The sequence below is a fragment of the Xanthomonas sp. WHRI 6106 genome, from assembly GCF_040202405.1.
GTDB lineage: Bacteria > Pseudomonadota > Gammaproteobacteria > Xanthomonadales > Xanthomonadaceae > Xanthomonas > Xanthomonas cannabis.
In genome coordinates, this window is record NZ_JBEGFC010000011.1 from 92,320 (window position 1) to 107,116 (window position 14,797).

8 protein-coding genes are annotated in these 14,797 nt (G+C 66.4%); 3 read left to right on the top strand and 5 right to left on the bottom strand.

What is annotated here, in order from left to right:
• The first annotated feature begins 17 nt into the window (after positions 1–17).
• The 3 genes from ABQZ09_RS15825 to ABQZ09_RS15835 are packed head-to-tail and all read left to right on the top strand — an operon-like array spanning position 18 to position 7,731.
• Positions 18–1,148, top strand: a complete 1,131-nt coding sequence (locus ABQZ09_RS15825) for an efflux RND transporter periplasmic adaptor subunit (protein ID WP_184554459.1) — start codon at positions 18–20, stop codon at positions 1,146–1,148.
• Entirely contained in the window at positions 1,145–4,651 is a 3,507-nt protein-coding gene (locus tag ABQZ09_RS15830) for an efflux RND transporter permease subunit (protein WP_228315254.1), read from the top strand. The genes ABQZ09_RS15825 and ABQZ09_RS15830 overlap by 4 nt, the downstream gene beginning before the upstream one ends.
• On the top strand, positions 4,648–7,731 hold the full coding sequence (locus ABQZ09_RS15835; RefSeq protein ID WP_184554455.1) for an efflux RND transporter permease subunit: 3,084 nt from the start codon (positions 4,648–4,650) through the stop codon (positions 7,729–7,731). The genes ABQZ09_RS15830 and ABQZ09_RS15835 overlap by 4 nt, the downstream gene beginning before the upstream one ends.
• A gap of 949 nt (positions 7,732–8,680) precedes the next feature.
• Here the strand turns inward: ABQZ09_RS15835 and ABQZ09_RS15840 are convergent.
• The 5 genes from ABQZ09_RS15840 to zwf form a co-directional block, all read right to left on the bottom strand.
• Complete coding sequence (locus ABQZ09_RS15840; protein ID WP_039409030.1) at positions 8,681–9,340, bottom strand: bifunctional 4-hydroxy-2-oxoglutarate aldolase/2-dehydro-3-deoxy-phosphogluconate aldolase; 660 nt, start codon at positions 9,338–9,340, stop codon at positions 8,681–8,683.
• A 51-nt stretch (positions 9,341–9,391) separates the two neighbouring features.
• The gene (edd, locus tag ABQZ09_RS15845; RefSeq protein ID WP_039409033.1) at positions 9,392–11,308 is read right to left on the bottom strand and encodes a phosphogluconate dehydratase; all 1,917 of its coding nucleotides are present in this window, start codon (positions 11,306–11,308) and stop codon (positions 9,392–9,394) included.
• 142 nt (positions 11,309–11,450) lie between these two features.
• Positions 11,451–12,170, bottom strand: a complete 720-nt coding sequence (gene pgl / locus ABQZ09_RS15850) for a 6-phosphogluconolactonase (RefSeq protein ID WP_166748623.1) — start codon at positions 12,168–12,170, stop codon at positions 11,451–11,453.
• On the bottom strand, positions 12,167–13,174 hold the full coding sequence (gene glk, locus ABQZ09_RS15855) for a glucokinase (RefSeq protein WP_005995646.1): 1,008 nt from the start codon (positions 13,172–13,174) through the stop codon (positions 12,167–12,169). Before glk ends, pgl begins: the two co-directional genes overlap by 4 nt.
• Entirely contained in the window at positions 13,171–14,601 is a 1,431-nt protein-coding gene (gene zwf, locus ABQZ09_RS15860) for a glucose-6-phosphate dehydrogenase (protein WP_349777342.1), read from the bottom strand. The genes glk and zwf overlap by 4 nt, the downstream gene beginning before the upstream one ends.
• Positions 14,602–14,797 lie beyond the last annotated feature (196 nt).

A 14,797-nucleotide genomic window follows, 5' to 3' on the forward strand; every position in this document is an offset into this window, starting at 1 on the left:
TCCACTAGGACACGACGATGTCGCCATTCTCTTTCTTGCCCGGCCGCAGCGGAACCTGCGCGCTAGCCTTGTTTATCTCCACTAGCCTGTTATTGGGCGGTTGCAAGGCCGGCGACAGTGAGGCCAAGGCTGCAGAAGAAAAGAAGACCGTGGACGCGGTGCCGGTGGAAACCGCCAAGGCGGCGCGGCGCGCGGTGGCCGCCAGTTACACCGGCACCGCGCCGCTGGAGCCGCGCGCCGAAGCGCAGGTGGTGGCCAAGACATCGGGCGTTGCGCTGGCGGTGCTGGTGGAAGAAGGCCAGAAAGTCTCGGCAGGCCAGGCACTGGTGCGACTGGATCCGGATCGCGCGCACCTGGCAGTGGCGCAGAGCGAAGCGCAACTGCGCAAGCTGGAAAACAGTTATCGCCGCGCCACCCAGTTGGTGGGCCAGCAACTGGTGAGCGCAGCGGATGTGGATCAGCTCAAGTTCGATGTCGAAAACAGCCGTGCGCAGCACCGTCTGGCATCGCTGGAGCTGTCCTACACCACGGTGCAGGCGCCGATTTCCGGCGTGATCGCCTCGCGTTCGATCAAGACCGGCAACTTCGTGCAGATCAACACGCCGATCTTTCGCATCGTCGACGATTCGCAGCTGGAAGCCACGCTCAACGTGCCCGAGCGCGAGCTGGCGACGCTCAAATCCGGCCAGCCGGTGACCTTGTTGGCCGATGCGCTGCCCGGCCAGCAGTTCGTCGGCAAGGTGGACCGCATTGCGCCGGTGGTGGATTCGGGCAGCGGCACGTTCCGGGTGGTCTGCGCGTTCGGCAAGGGCGCCGAGTCGTTGCAGCCGGGCATGTTCGGGCGCATCCGTATCGATTACGACCAGCGCAAGGATGCGTTGGTGATCCCGCGCCTGGCGTTGCTCGACGACGGCGAGCCGGCGGTGTTCGTGGTGCGTAATGGCAAAGCCAGTCGCGTACCGGTGAAGCTGGGCTACGCCGAAGGGCCGTGGCTTGAAGTGCGCCAGGGTTTGAAAGAGGGCGATCAGGTAGTGACGGCCGGCAAGGTGGCGCTGCGCGATGGCACTGCCGTGCAGGTGATCGGCCAGCCCGATCGCAAGCCGGTCGCCACTGCTCCGGCTGCTGCACGCGATGAGACGCACGCATGAGTGACCACGGCAACCCGCACGGTCCCGTGCACGACCCGCATGCGCCATCGCCCGGTGGTGGCCTGGTCGCCTTCGCCACGCGGCGACGGGTAACCATCGCCATGATCACCGTGACCATGCTGCTGTTCGGCCTGATCGCGCTGCGCAGCCTCAAGGTCAATCTGCTGCCGGATCTGAGCTATCCCACGCTCACCGTGCGCACCGAATACACCGGTGCGGCGCCAGCGGAAATCGAGACGCTGGTGACCGAGCCGGTGGAAGAGGCCGTCGGCGTGGTCAAGAACCTGCGCAAGCTCAAGTCGATCTCGCGCACAGGGCAGAGCGATGTAGTGCTGGAGTTTGCCTGGGGCACCAACATGGACCAGGCCAGCCTGGAGGTGCGCGACAAGATGGAAGCCTTGTCGCTGCCGCTGGAAACCAAGCCGCCGGTGTTGCTGCGCTTCAATCCTTCCACCGAGCCGATCATGCGGCTGGCGCTGTCGCCCAAGCAGGCGCCGGCCTCCGACACCGATGCGATCCGCCAGCTCACCGGGCTGCGTCGGTATGCCGACGAAGACCTGAAAAAGAAGCTCGAGCCGGTGGCCGGCGTGGCCGCGGTCAAGGTCGGTGGCGGGCTGGAAGACGAGATCCAGGTCGATATCGATCAGCAGAAACTCGCTCAGCTCAATCTGCCGATCGACAACGTGATCACTCGGCTCAAGGAGGAGAACGTCAACATCTCCGGCGGTCGGCTCGAAGAAGGCTCGCAGCGCTACTTGGTGCGTACGGTCAACCAGTTCGTGGATCTGGACGAGATCCGCAACATGTTGGTCACCACGCAGAGCAGCAGCGGCAGCGCGGCCGAAGCGGCGATGCAGCAGATGTATGCCATTGCGGCGTCCACCGGTTCGCAGGCGGCGCTTGCAGCTGCAGCCGAAGTGCAGAGCACTTCGTCGGCGTCCAGCAGCAGCATTGCCGGCGGCATGCCGGTGCGGCTGAAGGATGTGGCGCAGGTGCGCCAGGGCTACAAGGAACGCGAGGCGATCATCCGCCTGGGCGGCAAGGAAGCGGTAGAGCTGGCGATTTACAAGGAAGGTGACGCCAACACCGTGTCCACTGCCGCCGCGCTGCGCAATCGCCTGGAGCAACTCAAGGCGACAGTGCCGGGCGACGTCGACATCACCACCATCGAAGACCAGTCGCACTTCATCGAACACGCGATCAGCGACGTCAAGAAGGACGCGGTGATCGGCGGCCTGCTGGCGATCCTGATCATCTTCCTGTTCCTGCGCGATGGCTGGAGTACGTTCGTCATCAGCCTGTCGTTGCCGGTGTCGATCATCACCACGTTCTTCTTCATGGGCCAGCTGGGGCTGAGCCTCAACGTGATGTCGCTGGGCGGGCTGGCCTTGGCCACCGGCCTGGTGGTGGACGATTCGATCGTGGTGCTGGAGAGCATTGCCAAGGCACGCGAACGCGGCTTGAGCGTGCTGGACGCGGCCATTGCCGGCACCCGTGAAGTGAGCATGGCGGTGATGGCCTCTACGCTAACCACCATTGCGGTGTTCCTGCCGTTGGTCTTCGTGGAAGGTATCGCCGGTCAGTTGTTCCGCGACCAGGCGTTGACGGTGGCGATCGCGATCGCGATCTCGCTGGTGGTGTCGATGACGCTGATCCCGATGCTGAGCTCGCTCAAGGGGGCGCCGCCGATGGCGTTCCCGGACGAGCCGAGCCATCCGGATTGGCAGCCGGAGCAGCGTTGGCTCAAGCCGGTGGCGGCCGGGCGGCGCGGGGCCGGAGCGAGCGTGCGTTACGCGTTCTTCGGCACAGCGTGGGTGGTGGTCAAACTGTGGCGTGGCATTGCGCGGGTGGTGGGGCCGGTAATGCGCAAGGCCAGCGACTTGGCGATGGCACCCTATGGGCGCGCCGAGCGTGGTTATCTGGCGATGTTGCCGGCGGCCTTGAGGCGTCCTGGCCTGGTGCTGGGCCTGGCAGCGGCCGCATTTATCGGCACGGTGTTTCTGGTGCCGATGCTGGGCGCGGACCTGATTCCGCAGCTGGCCCAGGATCGCTTCGAAATGACCGTCAAACTGCCGTCCGGCACGCCGCTGGCGCAGACCGATGCGCTGGTGCGCGAGCTGCAGCTGGCCCATGACAAGGACCCCGGCGTTGCCTCGTTGTACGGCGTCAGTGGCAGCGGCACGCGGCTGGATGCCAACCCCACCGAGAGCGGCGAGAACATCGGCAAGCTCACCGTGGTGATGGCCGGCGGCGGCAGCCCGGACGTGGAAGCGGCCGCCACGCAGCGGCTGCGCAGCAGCATGGCCGGGCATCCGGGCGCGCAGGTGGATTTTGCGCGGCCGGCGTTGTTCAGTTTTTCGACGCCGCTGGAAGTGGAACTGCGCGGGCAGGATCTGGGCGAGCTGGAACAGGCCGGGCAGAAGCTGGCGGCGATGCTGCGCGCCAATGGCCACTATGCGGACGTGAAGTCCACGGTGGAGGAGGGCTTCCCGGAAATCCAGATCCGCTTCGACCAGGAGCGCGCCGGTGCGCTGGGGCTGACCACGCGCCAGATCGCCGATGTCATCGTCAAGAAGGTGCGCGGCGATGTGGCCACGCGCTACAGCTTCCGCGATCGCAAGATCGATGTGCTGGTGCGTGCGCAGCATAGCGACCGCGCCAGCGTGGAGGCGATTCGCCAGCTGATCGTCAACCCGGGCAGCAGCCGGCCGGTGCGTCTGGCGGCCGTGGCCGAAGTACTGGCGACCACCGGCCCCAGCGAGATCCATCGCGCGGATCAGACCCGCGTGGCGATCGTGTCGGCCAGCCTGAAGGACATCGACCTGGGCGGTGCGGTGCGTGAAGTGGAGACGATGGTGCGCAAGGACCCGCTCGCTGCCGGCGTGGGCATGCACATCGGTGGGCAGGGCGAGGAACTGGCGCAGTCGGTCAAGTCGCTGTTGTTCGCGTTCGGTCTGGCGATCTTTCTGGTGTATCTGGTGATGGCCTCGCAGTTCGAATCGCTGCTGCATCCATTCGTCATCCTGTTCACGATCCCGCTGGCGATGGTGGGGGCGGTGCTGGCGCTGCTGATGACCGGCAAGCCGGTCTCGGTGGTGGTGTTCATCGGCCTGATCCTGCTGGTGGGGCTGGTGACCAAGAACGCGATCATCCTGATCGACAAGGTCAACCAGCTGCGCGAAGACGGCGTGCCCAAGCGCGAGGCATTGATCGAAGGCGCACGCTCGCGCCTGCGTCCGATCATCATGACCACGCTGTGCACCTTGTTCGGCTTCCTGCCGCTGGCAGTGGCCATGGGCGAGGGCGCGGAGGTGCGCGCACCGATGGCGATCACCGTGATCGGCGGCCTGTTGGTTTCGACGCTGCTGACCTTGCTGGTGATACCGGTGGTGTACGACCTGCTGGACCGGCGTGCCGATGCCTACTACCTGGAGCGTGGCCGGCGCATGGCACGGCGCGAGGCACCCGCCGGCGGTCATACCGACGGACTGGAGGCGCTATGAGCGTTGCTGCCTTCAGCATCCGCCGGCCGGTCACCACCATCATGTGCTTCGTGTCGTTGGTGGTGGTGGGCTTGATCGCCGCGTTCCGGCTGCCATTGGAAGCCTTGCCGGACATCTCCGCGCCATTCCTGTTCGTGCAGTTGCCGTACACCGGCTCCACCCCGGATGAGGTGGAGCGCAACTTGGTGCGGCCGGCCGAAGAAGCCCTGGCGACGATGACCGGCATCAAGCGCATGCGCTCCACGGCCACTGCCGATGGCGCCAACATCTTCATCGAGTTCAGCGACTGGGATCGCGACATCGCCATTGCCGCCTCGGACGCACGCGAGCGTCTGGATGCCATCCGCGACGATTTTCCGGACGATCTGCAGCGCTTCCATATCTTCAAGTGGTCCAGCAGCGACGAGCCGGTGCTCAAGGTGCGCCTGGCCAGCCAGACCGACCTGACCGGCGCCTATGACATGCTGGACCGCGAGTTCAAGCGGCGTATCGAGCGCATCCCCGGCGTAGCGAAGGTGGAAATTTCCGGCGCGCCGCCGAACGAAGTCGAAATCGCCATCGCACCGGACCGCCTTACCGCACACGACCTCAGCCTCAACGACCTGAGCGAGCGGCTGGGCAAGCTCAATTTCTCGGTATCTGCCGGCCAGATCGACGACAACGGCCAGCGCATCCGCGTGCAGCCGATCGGCGAACTGCGCGATCTGCAGGAATTGCGCGAGCTGGTGCTCAACGCCAAGGGTCTGCGCCTGGGTGATATCGCCCAGGTGCGCCTGAAGCCGACCCGCATGAACTACGGTCGCCGGCTCGATGGGCGGCCGGCGATCGGTCTGGACATCTACAAGGAGCGCAGCGCCAACCTGGTGGACGTCTCGCGGCTGGCCTTAAAGGAGGTCGAGGACATCCGCGCCGAGCCGGCAATGCGCGATGTGCAGGTCAAGGTCATCGACAATCAGGGCAAGGCGGTGACCTCGTCGCTGGCCGAACTGGCCGAAGCCGGCGCGGTAGGGTTGCTGCTGTCGATCACCGTGCTGTTCTTTTTCCTGCGGCACTGGCCCTCCACGCTGATGGTGACGCTGGCCATCCCGATCTGCTTTGCGATCACGCTGGGCTTCATGTATTTCGTCGGTGTCACGCTCAACATCCTGACCATGATGGGCCTGTTGCTGGCGGTCGGCATGCTGGTCGACAACGCGGTGGTGGTGGTGGAAAGCATCTACCAGGAGCGCGAACGCATGCCTGGCCAGCCGCAACTGGCGGCGCTGCTGGGCACGCGTAGCGTGGCGATCGCGCTCAGCGCCGGCACGCTCTGCCATTGCATCGTGTTCGTGCCGAACCTGTTCGGCGAGACCAACAACATCAGCATCTTCATGGCGCAGATCGCGATCACCATTTCGGTGTCGCTGCTGGCGTCGTGGCTGGTGGCGATCAGCCTCATTCCGATGTTGTCGGCGCGCATGAAGACACCGCCGATGGTGACCTCCGAGCGCGGCGTGATCGCGCGGCTGCAGCGGCGTTACGCGCGCGTGCTGGCATGGACGCTGGCGCATCGCGGCTGGAGCGTGACCGGAATCATCCTGGTCAGTGCGATCAGCCTGGTGCCGATGAAGCTGACCAAGGTCGACATGTTCGGTGGCGATGGCGGCAACGAGGCCTATATCCAGTATCAGTGGAAGGGCTCATACACGCGCGAGCAGCTGGGCGATGAGATCGGCCGGGTGGAGAACTATCTCGAAGCCAGTCGCGCCAAATACCACATCACGCAGATCTATTCGTGGTTCAGCGAGGTGGAAGGCAGCAATACCGTGGTGACCTTCGATGCGAGCAAGGTCAAGGACCTGCCGCCGTTGCTGGAACAGATCCGCAAGGAGCTGCCGCGGTCTGCGCGTGCCGATTACAGCATCGGCAATCAAGGCGACGGCGGCAGCGGCAATCAAGGCGTGCAGGTGCAGTTGGTCGGCGATTCGACCGAGGCGCTCAAGGCGTTGGCCGACGACGTGATTCCGCTGCTGGCACAACGCAAGGAACTGCGCGACGTGCATGTGGACACCGGCGATCGCACCAGCGAACTGGCAATTCGGGTGGATCGGGAGCGGGCGGCGGCGTTCGGCTTCAGTGCCGAACAGGTGGCCAGCTTCGTGGGCTTGGCGTTGCGTGGCACGCCGTTGCGCGAGTTCCGGCGTGGCGACAACGAGGTGCCGGTGTGGGTGCGCTTTGCCGGTGCCGAACAGAGCAAGCCGGAAGACCTGGCCAGCTTTACGGTGCGCACCAAGGATGGCCGCAGCGTGCCGTTGCTGAGCCTGGTGGAGGTGCAGATCCGTCCGGCCGCCACCCAGATCGGCCGCACCAATCGGCAGACCACGCTGACCATCAAGGCCAACCTGGCGGAGAAGGTCACCGTGCCGGAGGCGCGCGCTGCGATGGAAAAACCGCTCAAGGCGATGCGTTTCCCTGCCGGCTACAGCTACACCTTCGACGGCGGCGATTACCAGGATGATGGCGAGGCGATGGGCCAGATGGTGTTTAACCTGGTGATCGCGCTGGTGATGATTTACGTGGTGATGGCCGCCGTCTTCGAGTCGCTGTTGTTCCCGGCGGCGATCATGAGCGGCGTGCTGTTTTCCATTTTCGGGGTGTTCTGGCTGTTCTGGATCACCGGTACTGCGTTCGGAATCATGTCCTTCATCGGCATCCTGGTGTTGATGGGCGTGGTGGTGAACAACGGCATCGTGATGATCGAGCACATCAACAATCTGCGCCGCCGCGGCATGGGGCGCACGCAGGCGCTGGTGGAGGGGTCACGCGAGCGGCTGCGGCCGATCATGATGACCATGGGGACCGCCATCCTGGCGATGGTGCCGATCTCGCTGACCAGCACCACGATGTTCAGCGACGGCCCGCCGTACTTCCCGATGGCGCGCGCCATTGCCGGCGGCCTGGCCTTTTCGACGGTGGTGAGCCTGCTGTTCCTGCCGACGATCTACGCGATCCTCGACGACATGAGCAGCGGCGCAGCGGCGCTGGTACGACGTGCACGCGGTGTGCCGAAGACAACGCCGATGAATGCTGCGTTGGAGTAGCGAACGAGGTGCTGCCTAACAATGCGGCTGTGGCTCTTGAAAGGCGTGCGATGCATCAAGCCCCTCTCCCCCCGGGAGAGAGGGGTTGGGGTGAGGGTACGGCTCTACCAAATGGCGCAAGCACAATGCGCTACCCGCAAAAAGCATCAGCCTGTCAGATACTGACTTCGGCGAGAGGCGGCAGCGCGGCCGGGAATCGGCTCTTCGGCGCGGCAGACATCCTGTCTGACGCGCCGTCGCGGCACATCCCTGTGCCGCTCTCCGCCGATCCCCGACCACGCTGCCGCCCCGGCGAGTGGTTGCCGTGACTTCTATGGCTGCGAGCCGTTGCCGCAGCCACCTGACCCTTTCCGATGGTCCCAACCGTTGCCGGCCGTCGACGCGTCGCTCTTCTAAGGATGAAAGCAGCGGTACTTTTGTTGGTCGCACTCAGCATCTTCCACCCACTGACGGCAGCCGCATCAAGCCCCTCTCCCGCCGGGAGAGGGGTTGGGGTGAGGGTACGGTCTCCCGATTAGTGCCAAGCGTGCGGCGGTCAGCCACTTCGGCGAGAGGCGGCAGCGCGGCCGGGAATCGGCCTTTCGGCGCGGCAGACATCCTGCCTGACGCGCCGTCGCGGCACATCCCTGCGCCGCTCTCCGCCACTCCCCGGCCGCGCTGCCGCCCCGGCGAGTGGTTGCCATGGTGTTGAGCAGCGAAAACGGTGGTGCAGCCGCGTTCGGCCTGCGCATCGAGAACTCGACCACTGCGTTCCCCAGCACGTGCTGTGCAGCAACCGCAGTCAATCAGCGCCGAGGCGCTGGTTGACCAGCTTCCAACCGCGCCTGACGAAACCAACCAATCGAGCCGGGATCGCCAAGGAGGCGGCTCTGGCGGCTAGGTACGGCAGTGTGGGTGAGTTGATGCAGAGCCTTGGACCATCCAGCTTGCTGGATAAGGCACCCGGCACTCAGCCCGCACGCACCTGGCGCACGATCGCCGCGGCCTTGGCCGAGCTTTCCTTGACCTTGTCCCACTGGCCCTGTGCCAGCCAGTCCTTGGGCACCATCCACGAACCACCGATGCACAGCACGTTGGGCTGCGACAGGAACTCGGCGGCATTGGCTTCGCTGATGCCGCCGGTGGGGCAAAGTTTGAGCTCGGACAACGGACCGGCCAGGCCCTTCAGCATCTGCAGACCGCCCACGGCGGTGGCCGGGAACAGCTTGCACACCCGGAAGCCGAGGCCCATCAGGGTCAGCAGCTCGGTCGGCGTCGCTGCGCCAGGTACGGCCGGAATTGGCGCATCGGCCAGCAGGCGTGCCAGCGGTGCAGGCGTGCCCGGGGTCACCAGGAAGTCGGCGCCGGCATCCACCGACTGGCGCAACTGCAGCTCGCTCAGCACGGTACCTGCGCCAATCACGATGTTGGGAAGCTCGCGCTTGAGCATCGCCAGCGCGTCGATCGCCACCGGCGTGCGCAAGGTCAGCTCGATCGCGGGCAGGCCGCCTTCCAGCAGCGCATCGGCGACGCGGCGCGCCTGGTCCAGCGTGTCGACGGTGACCACCGGCAGGATGCCGGCATCGCGCAGCAGCTGTTCGGCGGTGTTCTGGGTCTGGGCAATCGTCATTGCAACTCCATTAGACGGCGGCCGCCGGGGCGGCCGCGCAGAGGGAAGGGGTCAGGCGTCCTTGGACTCGTGCGGTGCGGCCGCCGCGGCCGCATCGGCCCCGAGTTCGTATTCGGCGTCGTAGCTCCACAGCGCACCGTCCGGATGGGTCGGGCCGCAGGAAATGGAGATCGCGCCCTGGTCGGCCGGGCCGACGACCTGCCGGTTGATCGCAAACAGGTTGCGGCCCAGGTCGTTGCCCGCCACGGCGGTGTTCGGCGCCACCTCGCGCGATGCCCATTCTTCGGCCGAGACCAGCACTTCCAGAATGCCGGCTTCGCCGTCCAGACGCACGATGTCGCCTTCGCGGACGCGTCCGATCGGGCCGCCGCGCGCCGCCTCGGGGGTGAGATGGATCGCCGCCGGGAACTTGCCCGACGCGCCGGAAAGGCGGCCATCGGTCACCAAGGCCACGCGGCGGCCCTGGTTCTGCAACAGGCCCAGCAACGGCGCCATCGAATGCAGTTCAGGCATGCCGTTTGCGCGCGGGCCCTGGTAGCGCAGCACCACCACGAAATCGTGCGGCAGCACGCCGGCGGCATGCAGCTTGTTGAGCACCTGCGGCGTGTCGATCACCACCGCCGGCGCTTCGATCGTGCGATGCTGCGGCTTGACCGCCGACAGCTTGATCAGCGACCGCCCCAGGTTGCCGCGCAGCAGGCGTAGACCGCCCTGCGCTTCGAAGGCATCGCTGACAGGGCGCGCCACGCTGTCGTCGGCGGTGGTCGCGGTACCCGGAACATAGGTGACCTTGCCGTCCTGCAGGCGCGGCTCGTTGACGTAGGCGCGCATGCCGCCTTCGACCACGGTGGGCAGGTCGTCGTGCATGTAACCGGCGTCCATCAGCTCGCGGAACACGAACGCAGTGCCGCCCGCGGCCTGGAAGCGATTCACGTCGGCCTCCCCGTTCGGGTAGACGCGGGTCAGCAGCGGCACGGTCTGCGAAATCAGATCCATGTCGTCCCAGGTCAGCACGATGCCGGCCGCACGTGCCACTGCGATCCAGTGGATGGTGTGGTTGGTCGAGCCGCCGGTGGCCATCAGCGCGACCACCGCGTTGACGATGGCGCGCTCGTCGATCAGGCGGCCGAACGGGCGGAAATCCTGGCCCAGCGCAGAAATGGCCAACGCACGTGCGGTGCCCTCGCGGGTCAACGCGTCGCGCAGCGGCAATTCCGGGTTGACGAACGAGGCACCGGGCAGCTGCACGCCCATCGCCTCCAGCAACACCTGATTGGAATTGGCGGTGCCGTAGAAGGTGCAGGTGCCGGGCGAGTGGTACGACGAAGATTCCGCTTCCAGCAGTTCGGCGCGGGTGGCTTCGCCGGCCGCATAGCGCTCGCGCACTTCGGCCTTCTGCTTGTTCGGGATGCCCGGCGTCATCGGGCCGGCCGGCATGAAGATCGCCGGCAGGTGTCCGAATGCCAGCGCGCCGATCAACAGCCCCGGCACGATCTTGTCGCATACGCCGAGGTACACCACGCTGTCGAACATGTCGTGGCTCAGGCCGATCGCGGCAGCCTGGGCAATGTTGTCGCGCGAGAACAGCGACAGTTCCATGCCGGCGCGACCCTGGGTCACGCCGTCGCACATGGCCGGCACGCCACCGGCGACCTGCGCGGTGGCGCCGAGCGAACGCGCCGTGTCGCGGATCAGCTGCGGGTAATGCTCGAACGGCTGATGCGCCGACAGCATGTCGTTATAGGCGGTGATGATGCCCAGGTTGGGGGTGGCCGCACCGCGCAGGCGCGACTTGTCGGTCGGCTCGGACGCAGCAAAACCATGGGCAAGATTGCCGCAGCTCAAACGGCTACGGAACGGTCCCTCGCGCAGGGCGGCATCGAGGCCGGCCAGATACGCCGCGCGCGACGGCGCGCTGCGCTTGCGGATACGGTCGGTGACAGCTTGGATGTTCGGATGCAGGCTCATTGGCTACCGGCTATGAGAAACGGGAAAGGAAATGCGCTTTTAATTTCCCGCACATGGATGTGCGGGCTGTTGCGAAGGACTCGCACGAAATCGGCTGTTGCGAAGGACTCGCACAAGATCGGCTCCTGCGAGGGGACGCGCATCACTGACACCAATGCACCCGCAAGCGCGGGCCAGGCTGCTGCAGCGCCACGCGGATCGGGTACTCGCCGACGTCCTCGCCTGCCAGTGCGGCCTGCAGCACATCCAGCTTCTGCTTGCCGCGCAACAGCAGCAGGCGGGTCGGGATCGCGGACAGACCGGCAGGCGTGAGGGTGATGCGCAACGGCCACTGGTTCGCGCCCGGGCAGCCGGTCGCATCCAGCGAGGCGTACGGCTGCGGGCTGGCGAGCGCCTTGGGCAGGTCGGTCGAGCCGGGGAACAGCGAAGCGGTGTGTCCGTCGCCGCCCATGCCCAGCACCGCCAGACAGGCCGGCTCGGCATGGGTGGCCTGCAGGTTGGCGGTGTGCACGCACTCGGGCAACTGCTTGCCGGGGCGCACCAGCGGGATGAAGGTGGCCGCCGGTGCGTGGGTCAGGAAGCTGTGATTGACCAGCCAGGCGTTGCTGTCCTGGTCCTGCGGCGAGAGCCAGCGCTCGTCGACCAAGCCTACCTCCACCCGCGACCAGTCCAGCGGGCGGTGGGCGAGGGATTCGTACACCGGCGCCGGCGTCGTGCCGCCCGAGAGCAGCATGCGCGCCTGGCCACGCCGCGAGATCTCCTGTTCGAGCAGGTCGGCCATTTCGCTGGCCACCGCCTCGGTCCACTCGGCCGGGTCGTCGTAACGCACCAGGGTGATGCGCGGGTTGTCCTGCAGGTTCATCGCTGCTCCCCGGGGTGCTGGCGTTGCGCGTCCACCGCATACGCGGCGGCGCCAAGCAGACCGGCATGCGGATGCATGACCGCCAGCGACGGCACCCGCGACATGATGGCGGAGAACCGCCCCTTGTGTTCGAAACGCTGGCGGAAGCCGGAGTGCTGCAGCGAATCCAGCACCTTGGGCACCAGCCCGCCGGTGAGGAACACGCCGTCCCAGGCGCCCTGCATCAGCACCATGTCGCCGGCGATCGCACCGAAGATGGCGCAGAACAGGTCGATGGTGCGCGCCGAACGCGGGTCGCCAGCGGCCGCGCGTGCGGTGATGTCCTTGGGCTCCAGCGGGCCCGGGTCGACCCCGGCGATCTCGCTCAGGGCGCGATGGATGTTGACCAGCCCCGGCCCACAGATCAGGCGCTCGTTGGAGACCCGGCCGAACTGTTCGGAGAGGATCTCCAGCACGCGGATTTCCTCGGGCGTGCCCGGCGGGAAGCTGACATGGCCACCTTCTGTTTCCAGCGGAAAACAGCGCCCGTTGCGGATGATCAGACCACCCACGCCCAGGCCGGTGCCGGGGCCGATCACGCCATAGTTGCGCGGCTGATCGATCGGCGCCGGCCGCCAGCTGGCGCCGCCAACCTGCACCACGTCCTGTGGACGCAACAGGCTGATCGCCATGGCCTGGGCGGCAAAGTCGTTGATCAGGTGCAGCGTGCTGAAACCCAGCATGCTGGCGGTGCGCGTGCGCGAGATCACCCACGGATGATTGGTGATGCGGGCTTCGTCGCCATCGACGCGGCCGGCCACGGCGAACACGCCCTGGGTGGCCTGCACGCCGATCTGGTCGAGGTAGTAACGCGCGGCTTCGCCAAGCGAAGCGAACTCCACCACCGCAAATTCGCGCGAGGTGTCATCCAGCAGCGGTACAGAGGCGTCGACATCGGCCAGCGCGAAGCGCGCGTTGGTGCCGCCGATATCGGCAACCAGCACCGGCTTGGAAGGAGCGGTCATGCGTTGTTTCCCTGTGCGTCGGTGGCCGGAGGCAGGAACGGCGTGGCGGCGTCGGGGCCCCAGCTGCCAGCCGGGTAGGGCTGCAGCGGCAGGGCTGCGTCCTTCCAGGCATCGCTGACGCTGTCGATCCAGGCCCAGGCGGCCTTGACCTCGTCATCGCGCACGAACAGGGCCGGGTTGCCGTTGAAGGCGTCCACGAACAGCCGCTCGTAGGCGATGCGGCGGTGCAGGCCGGTTGGCACCGACAGTTCCAGTTCCAGCGGCTGCAGTTCGATGGCGCCCCATTCCGGGCCGGCCAGGCTGCTCATCAGGCCGAGTTCGATGTTTTCCTGCGGCTGCAGCTGGAAGGTCAGGCGGTTGGGCACCGCGTTCTGGCGGTCCGGGCGCTCGAACAGCCAATGCGTGACCGGCTTGAGCGTCACCACGATCCGGGTGGAGCGCTCGGCCAGGCGCTTGCCGGTGCACAGGTGGAACGGCACCCCGGCCCAGCGCCAGTTGTCGATATGTGCAGTCACCGCGACGAAGGTTTCCACGTCGCTGCCTTCCGGCGGGTGATAGGCCTGCGCCGGTTGGCCATTGATGCTGCCGGCGGTGTAGCGGCCACGCACGCTGTCGTGCGCGGCGTGGTCGGCGGTCATCGGGCGCAGCGCCCGCAGCACCTTGACCTTCTCGTCGCGGATGCGGTCGGCTTCCAGCGAGGCCGGCGGCTCCATCGCCACCAGGCACAACAGCTGCAGGATATGGCTCTGGACCATGTCGCGCAGTGCGCCGGAGCGCGCGTAATACGCATCGCGCCCGTCCACGCCTTCGCTTTCGGCGACCAGGATCTGCACCGACTCGATGTAGGTGCGGTTCCACACCGCTTCGAGCAGCGTGTTGCCGAAGCGCAGCGCGATCAGGTTCTGCACCGCCGCCTTGCCCAGGTAATGGTCGAGACGGAACACGCGGTCTTCGTCGATGAGCGCGCCGATCGACTGCAGGATCTCGCGGGCGCTGTCCGAATCGTGCCCGATCGGTTTTTCCAGCATCAGACGGTGCGGTGCTGCCAGCGCGCCACCCAGGGCCAGGCCCTGGCAGGTGCTGATGTACAGGCCCGGCGGAATCGCCAGATAGCTCACGCACTGGCGGTTGGCCAGCTCGCGCACCGCATTGGCCACCGACTCGGCATCGCGCAGATCCACCGAGCGGTAGTCCACCCGCTGCAGCAGTGTCTGGATCTGCCCGGGCGTGGCGATCGGCAACGCCTCGGTCAGGCGCGGCCGCAGCACTTCGCGGAAGGCCTCGGTGTCGTGCGGCGACAATGCCAGCGCACGGATGCGGAAGTCCTCCGGCAACAGGCCGTCGACGAACAGACGCAGCAGGGAGGGGAAGAGATAGCGCTGGGCGAGATCGCCGGTGGCGCCGAACAGGATCAGGGTGTTGTGCATGGACCGAGTTTCAGATTCTGGAGACATCGTTATCAGCGGCTTGGCGGAAAGGCGCCGGACAGCCGGCGGTCGGTACGTCTGTTCCTGAGCGACACTTGCGTGCGCGCAGCGGGGGATGGACGCTGACGTCCAGCCCCCGATTGTTGCAGCAACGGGCGGCGAGGGGTTAGCGCCCCGGCGGCATACCTGCACCTGC